Below are 25291 nucleotides of genomic sequence, written 5' to 3' on the forward strand. Positions count from 1 at the left end.
AACAGGGAACAGGGAACAGGGAACAGGGAATTCTTAATTTTCCTCGCGTCTCCGCGTCCCCGCGTCACCCCATCTCCGCGTCCTGACAAGGGTAGGTTTTTAATATTATCTGTTAAGGCAGGACTAGGAAGGCAAGGAGGGAAAGTAGACAAGGAAGATTTTCTCCGCACAATGGTCTTTTTGCTACTAAAAGAATATGATTTTGTACGGTTTTCCTCCCTTGTCCACTGTCCTTCCTTGTCCCCCAAGCCTTGCCCTCACGACAATGTAAAATACCTACCCTTGTGAGATCTCCGCGTCCCCCTATCTCCGTGTCCCCGCGTCACCCCATCCCCATCTACCTAATGCTTAGTCTCTGGTTTTTGATACTTACCTGAATGCTTACGGGCAAAATATTCTTCCATAACTTCTAAAATCATGGGTGCAGCAACACTACCACCACCACCACCAGAATGTTCAGCAAAAGCAACAATGAGGATTTCCGGCTTATCTGCTGGTGCATAAGCACCGAACCAAGCATGATTTTCTTTCACTCCACGGTTCCAAGCTTCAGCTGTACCACTCTTACCAGCTACTGGGGGAATCGTGGGTTTATTCAAAGCCTTTCCTGTACCTTCAGATACTACTTTCCGTAGTCCATCACGGAGTATTTTGATGGTTGTCGGTTTCATATTTAAAGATTTGCGCCATTTTTTCGCGTCGCCATTGTCTTTGAGTAAATGAGGCTGCACCCGATAACCACCATTAGCAGGTACAGCGAACATCACAGCCACTTGTAGAGGAGTCGTTTGTAAAGCACCTTGACCAATTGACATATTAATAGAATCGCCTACAGTCCAAGGCATTTTCCAAACTTTCTGTTTCCAGGTTTCATCAGGAACTAAACCTTTTGCTTCTTCTGTGGAGAACTCAAAGCCCGTTTTTTCACCAAATCCATATTTGCGAGTCCATTCAATCAATTTGGGACCACCTACTCCTTTACCAATTTGATAAAAGAATGTATCACTACTCCATTGCATTGCTCCCACAAAACCCAATGGACCAAATCCGGCGTGGTTCCACTCACCAAACCTTGTCCCACCAATGGTCAAAGAACCATAGGTTTGTAGCACTGTGTTGGGAGAAAATTTACCCGATTCTAGTCCCGCAGTTGTGGTAACAATTTTAAAAGTACTAGCAGGAGGAAAGACACTCAAAGCCCGATTTACCAAAGGATGATCCTCTCCTTGGACGGTTTTCCAGTCTTTTTGAGAGAGTGTTTGTTTAGAAAAAATATTGGGGTCAAACGTAGGATGGGATACCAAGCCTAATACCTCACCGTTATTGGGGTTAAGTGCCACTATTGCCCCATTGCGTTTACCTAAAGCTTTTTCGGCAGTTTTTTGCAGTTCTACATCTATAGTCAAGTGTAAATCATTACCAGGTTTTGCCTGTTTTTCTCCCAATACCCGCAGCGGTCTACCTGCACCATCTACTTCTACTTGTTGACCACCCCATTCACCTCGGAGAGTTTTCTCATAAGCTTTTTCTACACCCATCTGACCAATTACATCTCCTAAACGGTAGCCTTCAGACTTTCGTTTTTTTAGCTGTTCTGCTGTCAGTTCACGGGTGTAGCCGATGACATGAGCCAATTCTCTACCTTGGGGATAATAACGTACCGCTTCTGTATTTATTTCTACATCTGTCAATTCGTTTTCGTATTCCTTTAAAGCTGTGACTTGTGCTTCATTTAAGTCACGAGCAATCCGAATCAGGGTAGATGAGTTAGCTCCTGCTTGTTCTAGTTGAGTTTCCATCTCCTTTTGGGGGATATCGAGCAGTTGACTCAAACGAGGTCCCACCACAGACCAAGAGGGTTTAGTATGTGCCATAGGCCACAAATACACTGAGCGAGGATAGCGAGTAGTAGCTAACAGTTTGCCATTGCGGTCAAAAATATTGCCCCGTTCTGGTTGTTTGTAAATCATGCGAATCCGGTTGGACTCCGCACGTTGTCGGAGTTTTGAGCCGTCAATAATTTGCAAATAAGCTAAACGAGCGCCTATTCCAGATGTCATCAATAAAGTGAATATAATTAAAAATATTGATTGAGAATTACGCCCGACTGTGCGTGTATTGTTTTGTCCGCCCAGTACAGGTGGTTGAAATAGGGTCATAAGCTTAAGAGAATTTTACAATTATTAATATACGCAAGTGTTTTGTTAAGATGTCAAACTGATTGGAGACAATACTATACTCCATCACTTCTGTCAATGTTTTGCTCAGGTGCAAGATACCGCAGGGAACTCTTTTGTTATCGAAACAATCGGGTCTCAAACCGGACTTCGTCCAAAGTTGTTGGAGTGAGGTATAAATCCCCGTTACAAAAACGGCCTTCTGCCTCTTGCCTTCGTTAAATGACTTTGTTCTTAAATTTTGTACCTCCTGCAACCTGAAATCTGCTGTATGAGCCTCTCATGGGCGCATTCTGCACTTAAATCTGACATAAAAGAAACACTGGAAATTGAAAATCTAAAACCTTTACCAGGTAAAGGTTATGAAATATGCTGCTGCAAAATTTGGCAATGCTTATTTGATAATGTTAGCACTAGGATCTACATCAATCCTTTGTTCTTGTGTTTTCAGTTGATGATGGCTACTCACTACTACTACTCCTAGCGATCGCTCCCGGAAACCTGAACAGACAGAATTTATAACCGAAAATGCTACTCAGCATCCAGGGTGAAACAATAGAAAGTATATTTCTAATAAGAGTGTTTTTGCGGAATACAATTCCAAGTATGGACTGTAGTCTGCTTAACACCCTACATAGCAAAACTTAAGTTTTCTACAATTAGGGCATTCTACTGAAGAATATGGCTCAAACTGTGATGCAAAATCAGAGGAGTGTAACGTCTTTTCAACCACTTGATGTTGAACTGCGTAACGTATTCAAATTTTTCAACCAAGAACCAGCTGTACATGGCGTGGACTTGGATGTGAGACAGGGAGAATTTTTCAGTATTTTAGGCCCTTCTGGTTGCGGTAAAACAACCACACTCCGCTTAATTGCTGGATTTGAAAGAGTTGATGCAGGTAAGTTGTTAATTCGAGGTCAGTCGATGAGCAATGTACCTCCTTACCGAAGACCTGTAAATACTGTCTTTCAAAGCTATGCGCTGTTTAACCACCTCAATGTGTGGGATAACATCGCGTTTGGACTGCGATTGCAAAAATTAACCAAGTCAGAAATTGACAGCAGAGTCATAGAAGCTTTAAAGCTCGTAAAAATGGAAAGTTTGCGATCGCGCTTACCCTCTCAACTTTCTGGTGGTCAACAGCAACGGGTAGCCTTAGCTAGAGCTTTGGTGAATCGTCCCGCAGTCTTACTTCTAGATGAGCCATTGGGAGCATTAGACCTCAAACTCCGCAAAGAAATGCAGATTGAGTTATCAAATTTACACAAAGATTTAGGATTAACATTTGTGATGGTGACACATGATCAAGAAGAAGCACTATGCTTATCTGATCGCATCGCCGTTATGAATCAAGGCAAAATTGAGCAAATTGGGACTCCCAGCGAAATTTACGAACATCCCCACACACCCTTTGTTGCCGATTTTATTGGCGATACAAATCTATTCAGCGGTGAAATCACGACGGTAGACCCAGAATGGGTGAAAATTTTGACAAAAACCGGACTCTCTATTGTCACCGCACGTTTAGAAGATACACCAACTGAATTATTACAAGCAGTAGTCATCAGTGTCCGCCCAGAAAAAATTCAGATTTCCCTTTATCAACCGAATCTGCCCACAAACTGCTTTGAAGGTAGGCTAGTCAATGTCATGTATTTGGGTACTCATATTAATTATGTTGTGGAATTGGTCAACGGCATAAATATCAATGTCTTACAACCCAATACCTTTGGTAGCTTACCAGACCGTGACACACCCATTTATATTTGGTGGGCAGAAACTGACTGTATTGCTATTAGTCAAGAATCAAGAACCAACATTTCATAATTTGATAACTAATGACTAACAGAAGGCAATTTCTGAAAAAAATGGCGGTGCTTTCTAGCCTTTCTTTAAGTGGTTGTGGCTGGAGATTAGCTAATGTAGGCGCTAATTACACTGGTTCAGGTCAAAGCGACGAACTACATTTATATACATGGACGCAGTATACTGATCAAGAATTACTATCCACTTTTACTGCCCAAACTGGCATGAAAGTAGCGGCGGATGTATATGATTCTAATGATGTCATGCTGGCTAAGTTACAAGCTGGAGGTGGTAGCGCTTACAGCATTATTTATCCATCTGATTACATGGTGCAGAAGATGGTAGATAAAAATTTGCTCACTCCCATCAATCATGAACGCTTAATTGGGTTAAGCAATTTATTCCCACAATTTCAGAATCCTAGTTATGACCCTTCTAACGGTTATAGTATTCCCTTCAATTGGGGAACAACGGGTTTACTTTACAACTCGGAAAAACTTCCAACTGCACCAGAAGATTGGGAATATCTTTGGCAAAATAAAGATAAACTTCAGAAGAAAATGACTTTACTTAATGATGTGCGGGAGGTAATCGGTGCAACCTTGCGGATGCTAGGTTATTCCTATAATTCAGAAAATGAAACAGAAATCAAACAAGCTTATGAGAAATTGAAAGAACTCAAACCGGCAATTGCTGCTTTTGATACTGATGCTTGGAAAAATCAAATTCTGGCAGGAGATTTATTATTAGCTATGTGTTACTCTGCTGATGCAGTGAAGATATCTAAAGAAAACCCCAAGCTGAAATTTGTAATTCCTCGTAGTGGTTCCTCTTTATGGACAGACACTATTGTAATTCCTAAAACATCTCCTAATGTCGCTGGAGCTTATGCTTGGATTAACTTGATTTTGCGACCAGAAGTTGCGGCTCAAATCAGTGAAAGACTAAATATTTCTACTCCCAATCGTGCGGGATTTGAGCAATTACCAAAACAGCTTCAAGATAATACTAATTTATTTCCTCCAGCATCACTTTTAGAAAAGTGTGAAAGATTGACTCCTGTCGGTAAGTTTGAAGAAGTTTATGACCGCTACTGGACTCAATTACTAGCTTAAAGTCAAGAAGTAAACATCTATATTCTCGCTCTTAAATCTAAAATTGGTATCAGGCTGTGCCTATTCAAAGTAATAATTCCCAACTAGACTCTTCTATCAATATAGCTAAATCACAGAAGTTAGAACGCCATCGTTTTAATTTGCTTCCCCCTTTGGCGCTACTTGCACCATCTGGAATTTGGTTATTATTATTGTTGTTGTTGCCAACATTAATAATTTTTCAGTTGAGTTTAGTGCCAAATATTCGACCAGGAGATTTGGTAAATCCCAGTGGATTGAATAACTACATTCGCATCCTTGAACCAATTTATTTAAAAGTCATATTTCATTCGTTATTTTTGGCAATTAGTACTACCATTAGTTGTTTAATTTTAGGGTTTCCTGTTGCTTATTGGATTGCTCAAATAGCTCCAAAGCGCTGGCGAAATTTGCTGCTATTAGGTTTTGTCTTGCCTTTATGGACTTCTTCCCTACTGCGTTCTTATGCCTGGATTACAATTTTGCGTCCAACGGGATTATTAAACAGTTTACTCACCAGTGTAGGTTTACCAGCTTTAGAATTGCTTAACCGCAATCCAGCGGTATTAATTGGCATGAGTTACAGTTTATTACCTTATATGGTTTTAGTGTTGTATGCTTCTTTGGAAAAACTAGACCAGCAATTGTTAGAAGCAGCAGCTGATTTGGGTGCAAATCCCATCCAAACTTTTTGGCAAGTAACTGTACCTCAAGTGTTTCCCGGTATCGCTGCTGGTTCTCTTTTGGTATTTATTACAGCACTAGGGGATTTTATTGATCCAGAATTGTTGGGAGGTGCTTCGAGTATGACAGCAGCAAGGTTAGTTTATAATCAGTTTCTGGGAGCTACTCAAAATTGGGGTTTTGGTTCAGCTTTGAGTATGACGTTGATTATGGTTGTCAGTATTGCGTTAGCGGTAGCTTACCGAAGGTATCGCACTTTTGATTAAATTTGGTGAAGTCAAACCCAAACAATCACAATGATCTGCAAAAATCGAAAATCTGGAAATTCTTTACCGGAGGCAGATGGGGATAAGAGTCAAAAGTAGACACACAAGGAAATATAGCAATTCCCATTTAAGTGAGGTACAAGCAGTAACAATTAAACGGAGATGGACGCAGATAGACGCAGATGATTTTGTACTTCATTAGACTAGGAAACGCTATATTCAACCTTTTTGTGATTTGTCAGATATTTATCTAGCTACTGTCATTGTTACCTGATTTAAATCTTCCATACCTCTGTTCGCTAAATGATTAACAGTAGAGATAAACTCATTCTCTAAATAAGGCTTAGTTAAATAAGCAGTTGCACCCAATTCTTGAGCCAGTTGACGATGTTTTTCTGAACTGCGAGAAGTGAGAATCACTACTGGTTTTTTAGCTAAATCTGGGTTTTGACGAATATTACTTAATAATTCAAATCCATTCATGCGTGGCATCTCTAAATCAGAGATGATAACTTCAATTTCTGGATGTAAATGCAACTGATCTAGCGCTTCTACCCCATTTTGTGATTGTATTACTTGATAACCACATTTTTGTAAAGTCAGAGAAATAGTTTGTCGGACACTAATGGCATCATCTATGACCAAAACTACTTTTGGTAATTTGTTAGTTATTCCTACATGAGAAATTGGTTGAGTTTCTCTACTATTTTTGGGAGTAGATGCAGCTAGTAGAGGTGTAGATTCAATAGTATCCTCCGACATAGGCAAGGCTTGTTTTTTAGATACAGGACTTGTTGGCAGTCTCCTGACATCAAGTGTAGCCTGCATCTGCTGAGAATCTACAAGCAGAGTCCCATCAATTACTAAGATGAGGTTGCCATTAGCGAGGCTACTACAACCATAAATATATTTTGGTGGAGTAATGGCATTTCCTAAAGGTCTGATTACTAATTCTTGTTCACCAATAATTTGATCAACCTCTAAACCAAAAACTCCCTGATTTCGCCGGAGTAAAAGCACAGGATTTTTCATTATTTCTGTGTCAGGAGTGGTGGGTATAGTGTTTAAATAACTGCCAACTAGTGACCCATTGTAATACATCAAATTTGACAGTTTCAGAAGGCTGACTATCTGTTCGTCCTCACCTGAATGCCAATGCAAAATCTGTTTGCCTTCAAACTCTTTGATTTGCTGTGCAGAGGGAATTAATATTTTTTCGATACTATCTAGCAGTAAGGCATAAACAACACCCCCTGCCTGGACTAACATTAGTTTATCTGTGGTCATAGAAAAAGGGATTTTAAGTATGAATGTTGTTCCTTGATGAGGCGATGATTGAACGGAAATCAAGCCATTGAGGGAGTGTAACTGAGTACGGACAATATCTAATCCCATACCGCGTCCAGAAATTTCATTTACTCTACCCGCAGTAGAAAATCCTGGTGAAAACATCATTTCTATCAGTTCAGATTCAGTCGGATTATGCAAATATCCTTGAGCATCATCACCTGGAATCAGATTAAGTTCAATAGCTCTCTTACGAATACTTTCTAAGTTCAAACCTTGACCATCATCCCGAACTTCGATCACAGTTTGACTTCCCTGATGGTAGGCACAAATTTCTATTACACCTTGTTCATTTTTGCCAAGATCACGGCGAATGTGTGGAGCTTCAATACCATGATCAAAAGCATTACGGACTAGTTGTAATAACGGATCATATAATTTTTCAGCAATGGCTTTATCTATAAGAACTTGTGTACCAGTAAGTTTTAATTCTACGAATTTTGCATAAACATTTCCTAGCTTATTCACCATTTGCGGAAAGCGATTGAGGATAGTTCCCAAAGGCAACATCCTTGCATCTACCAAATTATCTATGATGCTCAAAGTTAAATTATGTTTTTTCTCTCCAATTTGAGTAGATTGTCTCATGAGTAAGTCAAGCGACTCAGCGGTTTCTTGTAGTTGCAATGTTTCTTCTAGTGCTTCATGTAATGTCAGATGATATTCTGTATATACATCCATTTCTAGAGCATCAAACTGCACAGCAGAAACTTTGTGTGTGTTGTATGTAGGAAAATTATTTCCCTGTAACGGCAAATCACGCAATTGATTCAAAACTGATTGATGTTGGCTGAGTTGCTGACTTAATCGTTCAATCAAGTCTATAATTTGTTCATCATATAAAGTCCGACGTTTTTGGTAAATTAGCAATTCTCCTGCTAAATAATTCAGACGTTGCAATCCATCTACATCAACTCGCACAAAAGCAGGTTGGCGAGAATTTTTACTAGGAGAATTTAGGGATTTATCTTCTATTTGCCTATTAACTTCTTTAGCATCATCAGCAACAATTTCTAGTCCTACTTCAGGAATATTTGTAAATACCTGATCGCTGACAACTGAGGATGTAACACTTTCTAAATAATGATCATTTTTAATATCTTCTACTGTCTGGGTAATGACAGATTCATTGCTCATGTCTGAGAGAGTTTCTCCTCCCCATATCGATTCGAGTAAACTATGATCAGTGGGATGATCTATGGGAGGAAATACTTCTTTGATAACCAGCAATTCTTGTAGCTTAGGTTTATCAAGCCATTTTTTTTCTTGATCAGTTACTGGAGGATAATTTTTATATTCATTTCCTACTTGACGAATCTGCTTTTTTAGGTTTTGGATGATAGAGATAACACCATCATTTTTTACAGATAAATATTCAAATCTGGCTAAGTCTAGGAGAATAATTAAAACTACACCTCGGCGATAAAGACAAAGGTTATGGCTATCTTTTTCATCTTCGACAAAAGCTAGAAATTGATCTAACCAACTTTTAATATAATTGAGTGGATTATTATTGAGACTGATTTTAGGAATCAGCAAATTTAAACTCAGTTCAGTTTCTGGTATGTCTTGCTGGTGATTAAACCAGCCCAAAATGTAGCGAATTACTTTTAAAGTAAACTTGGCATTTGCTGGTTTTAGATGCTCATTATTTTTGCCGTCAGATGTAATTAAAAATTGGTAAAATTCGGTTGTCAGGCTGAAAAATTGGGTAGCAAAAGATTTAGTTGTGGGTACAATGAATGACTCGTTTTTTGGTACTCTAACTAATGAACTATTAGGAGATGTAATAGGTGATTCCTGTTTTGTGACTTTCGCCAGTGTTTGCAAAGCTAAAGAAGGTGAACCACCAGAAATACGATCGCCTGCTAAAACTTCTTTCTGTGACTTTTGTAAATCAGCTAAGGCGATTTCAGCAATTTGGCGCGCTTCTTGGGGATTGGCTTCCAAAGCGGACATGATTGTGCAAGCAAGTTCTTTCAAACCTGGTAGATTTAACGATTCTGCTAAACCTAGAAATACATCAAGTTGGGAGTGTAAAACCTCTATTAATTCTTCATTATTGAGTGGCTTAAGCAGGGATTCAGAAATAGTTTCTAAGCGTTGTTTTACTCCTACTTCAAAGATAGACTGGACAATATCAAATCCTAATTCTTCAGAAGTTGGAATATGAGATTCAGACCCAAAAGCATCACCTAATTTTGTTTGTAATTGGGCAAATACTGAAGTTGCTCGCTGAAGAAGTTCCTCGCTATTAATATTACTTGCTGTTAGTTCGGCGGTGACAGCTAACTGAAGACATTCGTAAGCTTCTAATAGAAGTGTTTGTAATTCATTATTTATGACTACATCTGGACTATAAAGAGCCTTAAATATATCTTCTAACGAATGGGCTATCATTTTGATAGTATCTAACCCAACAGTAGCTGCTCCACCCTTAATCGTGTGAGTTGCTCGCATTAAATTATGAACTTTAGCAATACTATAACTTTCGGCTAAAGTAAATAAATCCTGTTCAATTGCTTGTAATAGTTCTGGGGTTTCAGCGAGAAAATAAGCATAGCCCTGTTCCCGAATCTCATTGTCTGTAATCATAATCTTTTGGTTTATTTTTTTGATTTTGGTTGATGTTAATTCATCCCAATGTTGGATTGTATATTTTCAATGTTCAATTTTTAATTACCAGCCATAGATAAAATGGGTAGAGCAGGCGATCAGCCTGCCAATAACAGGTAAATATTGCCTGTTCTACCTCACACTTAGAAAAGTCGGGATTATTTGACTTTAAACTTACTAGCCGTTGTTAATAAATCTTGTGCCATTCCTGATAAATTTTGGAAGACAGTAGCAATTTCTTGAGATTCACCAAAGGTCTTATTAGCAATTGAGGCGACATCATTCATTGATGCCGTTACTGTTACAGATTGGCTCATTTGTTTTTGGGTTGCTTCAGTAATACGCTCAATGAGTTGACTAATTTCAGCAGTTGCGGAAACGATGGCGTTTAAGTTTTGGCGGGTTGCACTAACCAGGTTTGTTCCTTCTACTACTTGCTGAATACCTGTTTCCATTGCCACTGCTACTTCCCCAGTTTCAGTTTGAATTTCTTGGACTAATTTTTCAATTTCGATGGTTGCTGCTGCTGACTGACGAGATAAAGAACGCACTTCATCTGCTACCACTGCAAAGCCTTTGCCATATTCACCGGCGCGAGTAGCTTCAATAGCAGCATTCAAAGCCAGTACGTTTGTCTGTGTAGCAAAGTTGCTGATTAAGTTCACCACTTTGGAGATTTTTTGTGATGATTCACTTAGGCGTTTAATCTTTTTACTGGTTTGGGCGACGGTTTCACGAATCGCTTGAATGGCGTTGACTGTTTGGTTCATGGCGGTATCACCAGAATCTACAGTTTTGTTGGCTTGTTGTACCGCTACTTGCACCAATTGGGCATTAGCTACTACTGCTTGGGTAGATTCTACCATTTGTTGAATATCGCTTAAGGCTTGGGTGATTTCGTCAGACTGTTCTTTTGCTAAATCAGTCAATCCGACTAGTGAAGAATTGCTATGGATAGAGGTTTGGGCAACTTGTTGAGAAGCTGCTTGTACCTGAATAACGATTTGTTGTAATGCTTGCAGAGTCCCATTGTAAGCGTCAGCTATTGTGCCTAATTCATCTTCTGTAATTGGGGCGCGGACTGTTAAATCACCACTAAGTGCAGGTGCGATCGCTCTAAGCAGTTGAATGGAACGTTGTTGTAGCAATTCTTTAGCGGCTTTTTCCCTCTGGGCTGCTTCTGATAGTTTGGATGATTGATTTTGTAATTGTTGTAAGTATTCAGTTTGTTGTAAAGCCAGTCCTAACTGGTCGCCAATACGCACCAATAAGTTAACTTCTGATTCTTCCCATTCACGGGTTCCAGAGTTTTGATAAGCTGCGAGTAAGCCCCAGAGCTTTTCGCCAGATAAAATGGGAGTAATAACGTAGGCTTTAGCTTCATATTTTTCAAGTATCTCTATGTAGCAAGCATCAAGGGTGGCTTTATAAATGTCATTCACTACTAAGGTAGTACCTTTGGTATATCGACCGCCTTCGGTTTTTTGTAAGCAAGGGTCATTTAATACGGTTTTCATACCAGGTCCGACTAGTTTCACCCAACCGCTAACTACTGATTCAGCTATAAATTCACCACCCCAATCAGATGTGAATTGATAGACGACTGCGCGATCGCATTTTAGTAGTTGGCGAATATCTTGGGTAGTATTTTTGAAAGTCTCCTCTATATCTGAAGCTTGACGGATGCGGGTGACTATCTTGGTGAAGGCTTTTTCTTGTTCAGCAATCTGAGCTAGTTTTTCAGATTTGGACTGTACTTGTTCTAGATAATCTATCTGGGATTTTGCTAGACTAATTTGTAAGCCAATCTGCTCTAAAAAGCTCACTTCTCTGGGTTGCCATTGACGAGTTCCAGTATTTTGATAAGCAGCTAGTAATCCCCATAGTTTTTCTCCATAGAAGATAGGAACTATGATATAAGCTTTGGTTTCAACCTGCTCTAAAATCTCCAGGTGACATTGAGCATGACCGGCTTGATAGATATCATTAACCACAAAACTTTCACCTTTGGCATATCTACCTCCTTGGGTTTCTTGCAAGTGGCTATCTTCCCAGACCATTTTGAAGTCTGAGGTGGCAACTCTCATCCATCCATTAGCCACAGACTCGGCGACAAATTGTCCGCCCCAATCTGGGTTAAAGCGATAGATGGCAACGCGATCGCATCTTAGTGATTGACGGACTTCTTGAGTAGCTGTTTTGAAGATGTCTTCTAAATCTAAAGATTGACGGATGCGGTTGACTATTTTGTTGACTGTTTTTTCTTGTTCAGCCAGTTGACTGATTTCCTGAGATTGTAATTGTACTTGTTCTATATAATCTAACTGTGATTTGGCTAGGCTAAATTGCAGTCCGATTTGTTGTAAAAAGCTGATTTCTGATTCTTTCCATTCACGGGGGCCAGTGTTTTGGTAAGCTGCCAATAAGCCCCACAGTATTTCACCAAAGAAGATCGGCACAATCACATAAGATTTAGCTTCAAACTGTTCTAGGATGGCAATGTGGCAAGGTGCAAGACCAATTTTATAGGTGTCGTTGACAACAAAGGTTTCGCCTTTAGCATATCTACCGCCTTTTGTGTCTTGTAAGTAAGTATCATCCACAACGGTTTTGATATCTGGCCCTACTACTTTTGTCCAACCACTACCTACTGATTCATATACAAATTCACCACCCCAATCAGGGTTAAATTTATAGACGGCGACGCGATCGCATTTTAGGGCTTGGCGGATTTCTTGAGTGGTAGTTTTGAAGATTTCTTCGACATCTAAAGATTGGCGGATACGGCTGACTATTTTGTTAATAGTTTTTTCTTGTTCGGCAATCTGCGCTAGTTCTTCAGTTTTCAGACGTACTGTTTCTAGATAATCTAGCTGGGATTTTGCTAGGTTAAACTGCAAAGCAATTTGAGTCAAAAAGTTAACTTCTGAGGTTTGCCACTCCCGCGCCCCTGTATTTTGATAAGCTGCCAACAATCCCCATAATTTATCTCCAAAAAAGATGGGGACATTGATATAAGCTTTTGTTTCAAATTGTTCTAATAATTCCAAGTAGCATGGGGCAATATTTTCTTGATAGATGTCATTTACCCACAAGCTTTCACCTTTAGTAAACCGCGCTCCTTTGGTTTCTTGTAAGAAGGTATCTTCCACCAGGGTATTAATACTAGAACCTACCAGTTTTACCCATCCAGATCCTACTGATTCAGCGACGAAATTGCCACTCCAGTCGGGGTTGAACTGATATATGGCGATGCGATCGCATTTTAGGGCTTGACGGGCTTCTTGAGTGGTGGTTTTGAAGATTTCTTCTAAATCTGAAGATTGCCGAATCCGGTTCACAATCTTAGTTAAGGCTTTCTCCTGTTTTGCAATCTGCGCTAGTTGATCAGATTGTTTTCGCACTTGTTCCAGATATTCTCCTTGGGAGATAGCCACACCAAATTGCAAGCCAATCTGAGTTAAAAAGCTAACTTCCCAGTCTTGCCATTCCCGCGCCCCAGTATTTTGATAAGCTGCCAATAAACCCCACAATTTTTCCCCAGAGAAAATGGGCGCAATGATATAAGCTTTGGTGTCAAACTGCTCTAAAATCTCAATGTGACATTGAGCATGACCTATTTTATAAATATCATTGACAACAAAGGTTTCACCTTTGGCATATCGACCACCTTTGGTTTCTTGCAAGTGGGTATCTTCCCAAACCATTTTATAATCAGCAGTGACAATTTTTGTCCAATTATTACCTACTGCCTCTGAGACAAATTGGCCACTCCAATCTGGGTTAAAGCGATAAACACCGACGCGATCGCATTTCAGTAATTGACGGACTTCTTGAGTAGTGGTTTGAAAGATTTTATCAACATCTGGCTGCTGCAAAATCTTACTAATAACTTTAGCTACTGATTGCTTGGCTAAGGTAGACTGCTGTAATTCTTTTTGTAATTTAAAGCTCTGCAATCTGTAGGTAATTTCTGTCGCGATTTGAGATATTAGGGTGATTTCCGCCTCTTGCCACTGACGAGATGAAGCACAACTATGAACTACCAGTAACCCCCATACTTTACTACCAATAAAAATTGGCAAACTTAAACTGGCTTTAACTTGAAATTTCTCCAGTAGTTGCTTTTGATAGGGAGTAGCTTGGATTTGATTAATGTCATCAATGGCTATTGGTTCAATATAATCTTGATTAGTATACAAGCCAAACAGAATTGCTGGTAAATTTTCGCCCAGAGACGGTGTCCAACCTGTGGTTCTTGATTCTGCTAACACAGTTCCAGCATCAGAGTTAGTAAATTGATAAATCAAGGCGCGATCACCACCAATTTTATCTCTGATTTGTGCAGATGTTACTTGCAGTAAAGTTTCCATATCTGGAACTTGCCGCATTTGGGACGTTATGTATTGAAATCGTTGCCGCCAGACTTTAAATTCCTGAGTAATGGCATTGGATACTGTTAAATCCTTATTACCAACATTTACTATGGTGTTACCGTTTTGTTTTTCCGAGTTTTCTACTTCCGCAAACATATTGCCTCTATCTTCACTATTTTGATATAAAGTTGTCATTTGAATCTCCTTGAATACTATTAGTAATAACTTGATACTTTTGAGCCAGCAAACCTTAAATTTACAGATGATAATTCCCTGTTTAATACTTTTCCAAAACCGATTTTTCAGCTATTGTGTCCCCACATTGGAGATTGAATAATGGCTAAAGCATCCAAATTGAAAATCATCTCCTCTGAACCCTTAGTAAAATATCCCCGCAAGAAAGGTGACATTGCCGAATAAAATAGATCAGCAGATGGGGGTTTCATTTGCTCAGTATCCAACCATTCAATATCTGTCAATTGGCGTACCAAAATTCCCAAATATTTACCCTCATTTTCTAACACAATTGCCATCATTTTTGAGAGTAAATTTGAGCCTTGTAACAGGGGTGGATAACCTAACATTTCTTCTAAATCAACCAGCCAAAGCATTTCGCCACGCCAACTATAAATACCTAAGACACAATTAGGCATTTGTGGAACTCCACATATTTCGGTCATTGATATTCGTAATACTTCTGTGATGTGCTGTAGGGAAATTACTGCTGTATCTCTGACTCCCAAATTAAAACTTAAAAATTTCTCTTTTGTCTCCAAAGTTAATCTTCCTTTGTCTTTAATGATTGGGTTTAACCACTATTGAGTGATTAAAACCAAATTATAAATAGTGACAGTTTTTCCCTCATCAATAAGATATTTTTTACTTATTGATCAATTTTCTCAAAGTAATTTCTAATTCTTCTCTATCTACTGGTTTTGATAGATAAGCTTTAGCCCCTAACATATTCCCCCAAATCTTATCTACTTCACTATTTTTTGTAGAGCAGAAAACTATGGGTATTTGGCTAGTAATGGGGTTATTTTGTAGTTCTCGACAAATTTCATACCCGCTTTTACCCGGTAAAATTACATCAAGTAATATGACATCTGGCTTATTTATGTCAATTTTTTCTTGTGCCTCTTCACTACTTGTGGCACAAACTACAGAATAGCCTGCCTGTTGTAAGTACCGGCTGATAATTTCCATATCAGTCAAGCCATCTTCAACAACTAAAACAGTACTCATGGTAACACCTATTAAATTATGCTTAGTATAGAAACAAAAACTGAAATATGCAATCAAACCTATCACGTCAATGCTAGTGCAGAAAGACTGGAATTAATAACTGGAAGGCAACAATGTTTATATAACATATTTTCCCTCCCCTTTTAACTATTTAAGTATTACTACTGAATTCTGATTACCCTTGCCTTAATTTTATTTTACTTGATTCATTGTATATATATTTTCCTAATAAAACCTACGTGTTCAATATAAGTTAACATATCTAATTTCTGAATTTAGGTGCTGTTAATAACTAATTAAATAAGTTTACCCTGAGTTAAAAAACCCAATTGTCTGAAGTTTTTGCAGGGACATAGCTTGACTTTACTCAATAGTTTTTAAAGACGAATAACGCAGATGCACGCAAATAAACGTGGATAAATACAGATGAGTTGATAGATTTCACGATTTTGTGCAACCTCATATTAAATTGGTATAAGCGAAGCGAAAACTATCAAATCATTTTAACTGGCAACTTCTAAATTAGTTGTGCTTTTAACTGTTGAGCTAGTAGGTATTGCCACATATTTACGGATTACGCTCATGACTCGTTCTGCGATGATCGGTTTAGACATAAAATCCGTAGAACCCACTACCTTGGCGCGAACTCTATCTAAAAGACCATCATTGCCAGTTAAGATAATTACTGGTGTATTACTAAAGGTAGGAATGCGTCGTAATTGAGTGCAGATTTCATAGCCACTGGCTATGGGCATCACTAAATCCAAAAAAATCAAGTCTGGCTTATGCTGAATCAGAATAGGCAAAGCTTGTACAGCATCTTCAATTTTGATAAATCTCAGACCATGAGATGTGATAATGTCTTCCAGCATTTTACAGACTAGAGGACTATCGTCTACACAAGCTACTAAGGGAGGAATTTTATTTCTGGTTTGTCTGGGTGTGGAGTTCTCAACTTCACTCACTTGTAAGGGCGTATCTGGAACTTCTACTAACTCAATAATTCCTTTGAGAATATAGGGAAGTAAAGAACGAGCAATGGGCATAACATCCTGTCTCATTTTTATGCCTAGCTCTCGCAGAGTGTATTTGCCATTAATTAAACTGACAAAGTTTTTATATACAGATGGACTTACCATCTCCTGAAGTTGTTCTGGTCTCCGCAAAACTGGTGACGAGTTAGGGGAAACATTAGCCAAACCGACCTTTGACCAAATAGCCCACGAATCTTGCATTTGTTTGATTGACATATCTGCACTTGTGAAGCTCATTGGCATATCTAAAACAACGTCCTGGCTAAGATGAGACGTTACAGATGCAAAATCTACCTCCTGAGCTAAGTCAAAAAAAAGTTCTGCAATTGTGTTTTCGACAATAGCTTGAATTTGTTCCCGTTGGATTTTTTGTCTTTTGTATAAGATATCCAAGAGGTTGTAGTCCCAGTAATCTAGGGCAATATCTTCAGGCCGACAACGGATTTTATCTAAGTCAATATGGGGACAGTGTTGAGCCATTTGTCTGCGCCAACGTCTGAAGGGATGAGTTCCCCCTGAAGCCCACACTAACCTTCCAAGACGATAATAGAAAGCCCATTGCTTTCCCTTGGAACTCTTAATACTTAATTTTCCGTTGTATTGCAGTTGAGTACAGCTTTTAAACTCATTTAGTAAGTTATGAGATTCTATGAGTTCTGAGTTGGTCATACTTAGTTCCTTGTAATCAATAAGTCAGTCTCTAGAAAGCCTATACTACCCATATATATACTCAGCAAGAATCTTAGATTAGTGATAGTAAAATCTGTAAACTGATGTGAATAACACCCATTGATTTTTTATATATTTGGTAGGTAGTATTTGTCAGTTGCGATTGAGAGTATTAGCAAATATAAATCAGCAGATGCTTCATCTAATACTCCATATCCTGACAACATTTTTGCGCTTAGTTAAATTTTTTATGTTCACCTACGAATGAGCCTTTACCACTGAGAGTCTATTTTACTTCCTAATTTGGTGATTTTATATCAGTATTAATACTGCTTTTATTTTCTGTAAATCGCCATGCATATCAAAATGACCAAAAGAATTGATTTATTGTTGAGCAATCGTTAACAAAATTTACCAATTTTTACATTACCTTCATAGTTTCCTTAAAGAGAATCATTAAATCTTGATCTAAGCTTTAAGTACTCTCATAGATTTATTTTACATGAGAAAAACTCAATTTTGTTAATTAATTTAGCGTGAAATTGATGAGAGAATGTTTGCTTAATTATAAGATTTATCAAGATTTACTTGTCTAGAATTTCCAAGTTTTGTTTCTATGAATTGTAATAAGTTATAGCAGGGGACAGATGACAGTCTGAAAAGTCTTTTGGTGTCTAGGTTTTACAGCACTTCCCAGTGTCATGAGGTACAAGAACCCCACCCCCAACCCCCTAAGAGCAAGCGATGAGGGGGCTATGATGTACCTTATAACAAAGGAATCCGAGGCTTTGATGTACTTCCCTTCAGATTTTCCCCGGATCTCAACGTCTCTTCTTCAAGTACCTGGCTTGTGTTTTTTGTAACTATCAACAGCAGCCCGAAGATTACCCTGGTGTGCGGCTAGGATTTGTTCACCTGCTTCTTTTTCTAAATCAGTCCAGTGCATGAACAGTGCTAACTTGACCCATTTACCACTGCGTTCGAGTAGGAAACCGGCGGCTTCTCGACTTAAGCCAGTGAGGTCTTGTAAAATTCGTAAAGCGCGATCGCGTAATTTTTGATTTGTGACGGCCACATCTACCATGCGATTACCATAAACTTTGCCTAGCTTGACCATAACCCCTGTAGAAAGGATATTTAAAGCTAGTTTGGTGACAGTACCAGCTTTGAGGCGGGTAGAACCAGCGATAATTTCTGGGCCTGTTAACAGACGAATGTCAATATCAGCATCAAAATCTACTTGTTCAGCAGGAACACAGGCAATAAAAATCGTCAAAGCGCCCCGTTGACGGGCAGCGTTTAATGCACCGTGAACATAAGGAGTTGTGCCGCCAGCGGTAATACCGACTATTACATCCAATTGGGTGATTTGTCGTTGGGCGATCGCACTTTCTCCATCTTCTGCTCGATCTTCCAAATCCTCAGAACTGCGTAGCAGTGCGCCAGCACCACCGGCGATAATACCCTGTACCAACTCTGGAGGTGTGCAGAAAGTAGGTGGACACTCAGCCGCATCTAACACCCCTAATCTTCCACTTGTTCCCGCACCAATGTAAAATAAACGTCCGCCTTCATAGAGCCGATCTGCCGTGCGTTCAATTGCTGCTGCTAATTGAATTTTAGCTGCTGCGATCGCGGCTACTGCCTTTTGGTCTTCGTTATTAAATAACTCCACCAATTCCAGAGAGCTAAGTTGGTCTAAATTTAGACTATTGGGATTTACCTGTTCCGTCAGGAGATGCCCGCGTTCCTGCAAGTTTGTCATTTTTTCCTTTTCCTGTGTCAGTGGTCAGTGGTCAGTTGTCATTTACCAATGACTAATGACTAATTACAATAACCCTTCTAGCCGGCGACGAATGCTGTCTAAGTCTGAATCAGGTTCCTGTGCAGGTGTGGTAGATGGATTAAAGTATAAGGAATCTTCATCAGTATCTATGGTTTCGGCTTCCGGTTGCCAGTCGGTTTGTTCCACGTTCACTTCTGGAGGAGTGACTACCAAATTACTATTTTCGGGAATAAGTTCCCAGTCATAGCCAGCACTTTCACAAAATTCCTGAATCTCCTGGGCATTCATCACCTCAACTGTTGGTGAGGCGAAATCCTGCGCTTCCAACATCAGAGCATAGCGTGTAGCGTCATCTTCTGACTCAAACATCAAGATTTTATTGCGTCTTGCCCCTGACGGATCACCAGTCAAAACCGTGTGAATCCCCTCATTATCCGTCCCAGCATTGAAAATTAGTACAAAAACACGCATCATTCAGCCTTTGATCTCAACATTATTTCCATTAAATCATTGACAATCCCCGGTCTAAAGCTGCGGAACTTTCTTTAACAAGCAACAGAGAACTGAAAATCTGTATCTTGGACGTTGCATAGTTGTTCAATATAGTGTAGTTATTAATAGTCGGTTGTTAGCGACATCCGGCAATTTAAGATTTAAAACCTATGTCTAACTCTTCCAATCAAGATTCTCATAGCCCGATCCATAAGCGTAAGCATATATGGTTAATGATATTGAGTCGTGGTGGCGTTGCTTTAGGAGCATTGTTGCTGCTGGGAATTATCGGCGGTCTTTGGCGGTTGCGGGATTTTGTTCAAAAAGAGTTAGCACCATTGGCAGAGAAAAATCTTACCTCTACCCTCAACCGTCCAGTTAAACTTGGACAACTCACAGAATTTTCTCTCATGGGGGTAAAATTTGCCGCTTCAGAGATTCCCCCTACACCCACGGATTTAGATCGGGCTACTATAGAAGCAGTCGAAGCGGGTTTTGACCCTTGGCAATTAATTGTTAACCGCAGTCTCAAATTAGATGTTACATTAATCAACCCAGATGTTTATATTGAACAAGATCAGCAAGGTCGCTGGATTACCACTAAGATAGCCCCAGCTGGCAAAGGTGGAATAATTAAAACTGATTTGCATAAACTTCGCTTTCGGAATGCCAGGATTGTGTTGTTGGCACAGAAGAGGAGAAGAGCCAAGTCTTCAACTCCTGTAGTATTTTCAGGACTAAATGGAACTTCCCAACTTGTGGACAATAACCGCCTGATTAAATTTGACTTAGCGGGGAAACCAGATAATGGTGGTAGCATTTTCCTTCAGGGAAATATCCGCGCGCAAGCAACTTTAGAAGGTAAGTTAAAGCTACAAACGCAAGAATTACTCGCCGCAGATATTACTCGTTTGATTCCGTTACCACTGATTTTACAAGCTGGTCGGGTTAATGGTGATTTGCAGATCGAATTGATACCAGAAAAGCCAACTTTATTAGATGGTAGTGCGACATTGCAAAACGTGACCTTGCGAATACCAAAAGTACCGCAACTGTTGAAAAATACTCAAGGAAATATCAGCTTTAAAGGATTGGCAATACAGCTAGATAATAATGTAGTTAGCAACTACGGACAAATTCCCTTGATGGCTACAGGTGTGATTGACCGAGAAAAGGGCTTTCAGTTACAAGGGCGTGTGAATGCGGTAAGTGTATCCAAAGCCCTAGAAACTCTCAAGGTTAAGTCACCTTTACCTGTGAGTGGGGTAGTTAAAGCAGATTTGCAGATAGTTGGAGATATATCCAAACCGGTTCTTTTAGGTACTGTTTCTAATCTGAAAACTGCCCAAATTGACAAAGTTGATTTTCGGAAAATTAGTAGTAAGTTTGAGCTTTCTACTTTTGACTCTCTCATTACTCTCAAGGATATTCAAGGTCAACCTACATTGGGAGGTGAGGTGACGGGTGGGGGAACTATCCAACTTGGTAAAGCGCCACAACTGAATGTTAATTTTACTGCCAAGAATGTTCCAGGGGATGCGATCGCTAAACTCTACAATATCACTTCAGGATTCCCCATCGGCAATGTCTCAGCTACAGCCGCACTCACTGGTGCAACTAATAATGTCCAGACTCTAGTTAAATGGCAAGCACCACAAGCTAAATATGCCGCTACGGGTGAAACTATTATCAATCCAGACCGCACTGTTTCTTTCCGTGATGTAGCTGTTAATGTTGGTGGTGGTGTAGTTCGGGGTGATGGTAATTACGATTCTCAAGGTTGGCAAGCTTTAACTCAAGCTTCTGGTGTGAAATTAACACCATTTATCAAAGAAGAGCAACAGCAAAATATCTCTTTGGAACAGGCAGAATTTAACGGTCGTTTAGTACTATCGGGAACTTCAGCCCCATTTAAACTTACTAATATTCGCCCAGAGGGCGCAGGTGTTGACATTGCTGGAGGCAGAATTGCTATTTCTCGTTTGCAATTGCAAGACCAAAACTTTATAGCTGAATTAACAAGTCGAGGTGTACGTTTAGGGCAAATATTAAAACAGTCTCTGCCAATTTTAAATAACCCCATAGCAGGTAAGTTCACGATTGCAGGTAATACCGAAAATTTTAGCCTCAAGACTTTGGGTGCAGTTGGTGAAGGTAGTCTAGCTGTGGGGAATGGGGCAATTACAGCTAAAAATATTCAAATTAGCAATGGTCGCTATCAGACACAACTTGAAGTTAAAAATGTTCCTTTACAGTCATTACCAGCCGTTCCACCTCAATTCCAAGGTATATTAGGCGGTCAGTTTAATGTTGCTGGTTCCGTTGAATCTTTTCAACCGCAAACTATCCAAGCGACTGGTCAAGCAAGGCTAAATCTGGCAGGGGGAACAGTTACAGCATCTAATATCCAAGTTGGGGATAATCGTTACCAAGCTGTACTTACTGGTTTGGGTGTGCAGTTAAATCGCTTGAATAAACAGTTGCAAGGTCAATTTGCCGGTCAGTTGCAACTGGCTGGTATTTTAGGATCTGCTAAATTAGCTGATGTGCGTGCTGCTGGTCAGGTACAGTTTAGTCAAGGTATTGGTGGGATTAATTCACCTCTCAACGCAGCTATCGGTTGGAATGGCCAGCAACTCACGATTCCCCAGGCTAGAACTCCGAATTTGAATGCTAGTGGTTATATTTTAGCCAATGCTCAAAAACCTGGCATACCAGAAATTACGCAATTAAATCTCAACGTCCAAGCGCAAAATTTTGATCTGCAACAACTACCATTAAAGTTGCCTAATTCTATAAATGTTGCCGGGAAAGCAGATTTTAGGGGACAGGTGACTGGGAAATTGACTGCACCTAATGTTGTTGGTGTGCTGGGTTTAAGAAATTTTGCAGTACAGAAATTTGCCTTTGAGCCGCTGTTATCTGGTAAAGTCAATTTATTCCAAGGGCGTGGGTTAAATTTGGATGTAGCGGGAATCAGAGATCGCTTGGCTTTTAATCTTAACAGCAATAATAGCCCTAATAACTTCGCCATAAAATGGAGAGAAGCATTAGCCACAGGTCAAGCGACAGGAGATAATTGGGCGATTAAAGTCGGAAATTTTCCTTTACGAGCCTTAAATGTGCGTTTACCTGGGACAACTGCCTTAGGTAATGCAAGATTAGCTGGTTTGTTAACTGGGGATTTGGCGGTTAATCAAAAAACATTGGCGGCTAAGGGAAATATAGCGATCGCACAACCGCGAATTGGTAGAATTAAAGGCGATCGCTTCACGACTCAGTTTAGCTACAACCAAGGTACAGCCAGTCTCATAAATAGTGAATTTATCAAAGCTCAAAGCAGATACAACTTTGATGCGTCCGTCAAACCAACCAACAACGTTCCCCAACTGCAAGCTAAAATTAACATCAACCAAGGCAATATTCAAGATGTACTGTCAGTAGCACAGATATTTGAAATCCAAGACCTACAACGAGGTTTAGCAACACCAACCTACGGTACATCGGCAGATTTAACTACAAATCCCCAAGGCTTATCCAATCAATCTTTATTCAACCAAATCCAGCGTTTATCTGAAGTTGATGCCCTCCTAGCAGCACAAGAACAAACGCGGCTAGATTCCAAACTAATACCAGATTTAACAGATTTAAAGGGGACTTTTAATGGCGACATTGCTATCAATACCGCCACAGCTAATGGACTGGCAGTAGAGTTTAACTTACAAGGACAAAACTTTATTTGGGGGAGAGAAACAGAACCCAGCCGTTTCTATAGTGCAGAAAGAGTAATTGCTCAAGGCGGTTTTGAAAAAGGAGTTTTACGTTTACAACCTTTACGCATTCAATCTGAACAAAGACTCATTGCCTTTACTGGTAATATCGGTGGTGAAGAACAATCTGGTCAATTGCGAGTCAATAATTTTCCTATCCAGATATTAAATAACTTTGTGAAGTTGCCAGTAGGAATTACAGGTAATCTCAACGGTACCGCTGCTTTAGCCGGAAGTATAGCCAATCCTCAAGCCAGAGGAGAATTAGAAATCACAGAGGGAACACTCAATCAGAACAAAGTCGAATCAGCAACCGCCAGTTTTAGTTATGCTAATGGCCGCTTGAACTTTGGTAGTAAAGTCTTAGCAGCTAGTCCCGAACCTGTAAATATTACTGGCAATATTCCTTATAAATTACCTTTTGCATCCGTAGAACCAGACGGAAATCAAATCAGTCTAGATGTAAAAGTGAAAAATGAAGGCTTGGCACTGTTAAATCTATTAAATAACCAGATAGCCTTTGAAAATGGTGAAGGGGAAATAGACTTGGCTGTTCGGGGAACAATACAACAACCCTTAGTTAAAGGAATAGCCTCTCTTAACAATGCTACCTTTACTGCTCAAGCATTACCAGAAAAACTAACAAATGTTTCTGGAAAGGCAGAATTTGATTTCGACAAAGTATTAGTAGAAAATCTCCAAGGTCAGTTTAGCAGTGGTAAAGTAGCAGCCGCAGGGGAAATCCCCATTTTTAACAGTCGAGACATTCAAATAAACAATCCCCTCACCGTTAACCTTGAACAATTAACCTTGAATCTCAAAGGATTATATCAAGGTGGTGCGAGTGGTAATTTACAAATTACTGGTTCCGTCCTCCAACCAGGAATAGGCGGTAACATACGATTGTCTAATGGTCAAGTATTATTAACAGAAGCTAGTAGTTCTGATACATCTAACACTAATTCTAACTCATCAAATCCTACAGTTAACCAACAAAATATAACAACTGTAGGCAGTGGAATTACCAAGTTAAATGATTTAGCAATTAAGCTTGATAAGAATATTCAAATTGCTCGTCCACCTGTTTTTAATTTCCTAGCCTCTGGTGATCTAATTGTAAACGGTTTCTTAAGTGATCCTATACCTGAAGGAACTATTGAATTAACTAAAGGCGGGGTAAATTTGTTTACTACCCAATTTAATTTGGCTCGTAACTATCAACATACAGCCACTTTTAGAAGTTCAAGTTCTAAACCCCGTGACCCTGACTTAGATGTTAAGCTCTTTGCTAAGATATTAGATGTAATTCAGAACAGTGATATCAGTAGACAGAGTTCTACAGGATTAGCAGCATTAGAAACAGTTCGTGTCGAAGCAACTGTCAAAGGCCCTGCAAGTCAGCTTAATGATAATTTGGAACTGAAAAGCAGTCCCACACGCTCAGAAACAGAAATTGTCACTTTATTAGGGGGTGGGTTTGTAGATACCCAAGGACGTGGTGACAGCACATTAGGTCTAATTAATATAGCAGGTTCTGCTGTTTTCAATAACTTTCAGGGTACATTTAACCAGATTGGTGATGCCTTTGGTTTAAGTGAACTACGTTTATTTCCTACTATTATTTCTGATCGACCCGAAGCTGGTAAAAGCAGTTCTAGTTTAGAATTAGCATTAGAAGCAGGAGTAGATATCTCTAGTAGATTTTCTTTCTCTAGCATTAAGATTTTGACAGCTAGTGATCCCTTTCAATGGGGTGTTAATTATAGAATAAATGATGAAATTCGGTTGCGTGGTTCCACAAATTTAACTGATGACAGTCGCGCAGTAATTGAGTTTGAAAGGAGGTTTTAAAATAATTCGTAATTCGTAATTCGTAATTCGTAATTC

General features: G+C 39.5%; 11 protein-coding genes and 1 pseudogene. 4 read left to right on the forward strand and 8 right to left on the reverse strand.

Annotated elements, in window-relative coordinates:
- Window positions 1–341: 341 nt before the first annotated feature.
- Window positions 342–2159 carry a penicillin-binding protein 2 gene (gene mrdA / locus H6G59_RS06110; protein ID WP_190712460.1) on the reverse strand — a complete coding sequence of 606 codons (1818 nt, stop codon included), beginning with the start codon at window positions 2157–2159 and terminating at the stop codon, window positions 342–344.
- A gap of 699 nt (window positions 2160–2858) precedes the next feature.
- On the opposite strand from mrdA, the gene H6G59_RS06115 reads away from it, so the two are divergent.
- From H6G59_RS06115 to H6G59_RS06125, 3 genes and pseudogenes are all read left to right on the forward strand, one after another.
- The gene (locus H6G59_RS06115) at window positions 2859–4007 is read left to right on the forward strand and encodes an ABC transporter ATP-binding protein (protein WP_190712463.1); all 1149 of its coding nucleotides are present in this window, start codon (window positions 2859–2861) and stop codon (window positions 4005–4007) included.
- Between the two features lie 11 nt (window positions 4008–4018).
- Window positions 4019–5101 (forward strand): polyamine ABC transporter substrate-binding protein, encoded by a 1083-nt coding sequence (locus H6G59_RS06120; RefSeq protein WP_190712465.1) that lies wholly within the window; start codon window positions 4019–4021, stop codon window positions 5099–5101.
- Window positions 5102–5157: 56 nt separating this feature from the next.
- A pseudogene (locus tag H6G59_RS06125) lies at window positions 5158–6103 on the forward strand (ABC transporter permease).
- Between the two features lie 212 nt (window positions 6104–6315).
- Here H6G59_RS06125 and H6G59_RS06130 read toward each other — a convergent pair.
- From H6G59_RS06130 to H6G59_RS06160, 7 genes are all read right to left on the reverse strand, one after another.
- On the reverse strand, window positions 6316–10011 hold the full coding sequence (locus H6G59_RS06130; RefSeq protein WP_190712467.1) for a hybrid sensor histidine kinase/response regulator: 3696 nt from the start codon (window positions 10009–10011) through the stop codon (window positions 6316–6318).
- Window positions 10012–10190: 179 nt separating this feature from the next.
- A complete protein-coding gene (locus H6G59_RS06135; protein ID WP_190712469.1) occupies window positions 10191–14603 on the reverse strand; it encodes a GAF domain-containing protein in 4413 nt (1470 codons plus the stop codon).
- A gap of 107 nt (window positions 14604–14710) precedes the next feature.
- Window positions 14711–15184: a chemotaxis protein CheW gene (locus tag H6G59_RS06140; RefSeq protein WP_190712472.1), complete on the reverse strand. Its 474-nt coding sequence runs from the start codon at window positions 15182–15184 to the stop codon at window positions 14711–14713.
- 103 nt (window positions 15185–15287) lie between these two features.
- Window positions 15288–15653, reverse strand: a complete 366-nt coding sequence (locus tag H6G59_RS06145) for a response regulator transcription factor (protein WP_190712474.1) — start codon at window positions 15651–15653, stop codon at window positions 15288–15290.
- Window positions 15654–16156: 503 nt separating this feature from the next.
- Window positions 16157–17356 carry a response regulator gene (locus H6G59_RS06150; protein ID WP_190712475.1) on the reverse strand — a complete coding sequence of 400 codons (1200 nt, stop codon included), beginning with the start codon at window positions 17354–17356 and terminating at the stop codon, window positions 16157–16159.
- Between the two features lie 835 nt (window positions 17357–18191).
- A complete protein-coding gene (gene murQ / locus H6G59_RS06155; RefSeq protein ID WP_190712477.1) occupies window positions 18192–19121 on the reverse strand; it encodes an N-acetylmuramic acid 6-phosphate etherase in 930 nt (309 codons plus the stop codon).
- Between the two features lie 63 nt (window positions 19122–19184).
- Window positions 19185–19613 (reverse strand): DUF3110 domain-containing protein, encoded by a 429-nt coding sequence (locus H6G59_RS06160; protein WP_422601994.1) that lies wholly within the window; start codon window positions 19611–19613, stop codon window positions 19185–19187.
- Between the two features lie 191 nt (window positions 19614–19804).
- On the opposite strand from H6G59_RS06160, the gene H6G59_RS06165 reads away from it, so the two are divergent.
- Window positions 19805–25255, forward strand: a complete 5451-nt coding sequence (locus H6G59_RS06165; RefSeq protein WP_190712481.1) for a translocation/assembly module TamB domain-containing protein — start codon at window positions 19805–19807, stop codon at window positions 25253–25255.
- The last annotated feature ends 36 nt before the right edge of the window (window positions 25256–25291 follow it).

The organism is Anabaena lutea FACHB-196 (assembly GCF_014698305.1).
Classification (GTDB): domain Bacteria; phylum Cyanobacteriota; class Cyanobacteriia; order Cyanobacteriales; family Nostocaceae; genus Anabaena; species Anabaena lutea.

Coding starts and splice junctions, on each gene's coding strand:
- mrdA (WP_190712460.1), bottom strand. CDS start 2,159: ATGACCCTATTTCAACCACCTGTACTGGGCGGACAAAACAATACACGC.
- H6G59_RS06115 (WP_190712463.1), top strand. CDS start 2,859: ATGGCTCAAACTGTGATGCAAAATCAGAGGAGTGTAACGTCTTTTCAA.
- H6G59_RS06120 (WP_190712465.1), top strand. CDS start 4,019: ATGACTAACAGAAGGCAATTTCTGAAAAAAATGGCGGTGCTTTCTAGC.
- H6G59_RS06130 (WP_190712467.1), bottom strand. CDS start 10,011: ATGATTACAGACAATGAGATTCGGGAACAGGGCTATGCTTATTTTCTC.
- H6G59_RS06135 (WP_190712469.1), bottom strand. CDS start 14,603: ATGACAACTTTATATCAAAATAGTGAAGATAGAGGCAATATGTTTGCG.
- H6G59_RS06145 (WP_190712474.1), bottom strand. CDS start 15,653: ATGAGTACTGTTTTAGTTGTTGAAGATGGCTTGACTGATATGGAAATT.
- H6G59_RS06150 (WP_190712475.1), bottom strand. CDS start 17,356: ATGACCAACTCAGAACTCATAGAATCTCATAACTTACTAAATGAGTTT.
- murQ (WP_190712477.1), bottom strand. CDS start 19,121: ATGACAAACTTGCAGGAACGCGGGCATCTCCTGACGGAACAGGTAAAT.
- H6G59_RS06160 (WP_422601994.1), bottom strand. CDS start 19,613: ATGCGTGTTTTTGTACTAATTTTCAATGCTGGGACGGATAATGAGGGG.
- H6G59_RS06165 (WP_190712481.1), top strand. CDS start 19,805: ATGTCTAACTCTTCCAATCAAGATTCTCATAGCCCGATCCATAAGCGT.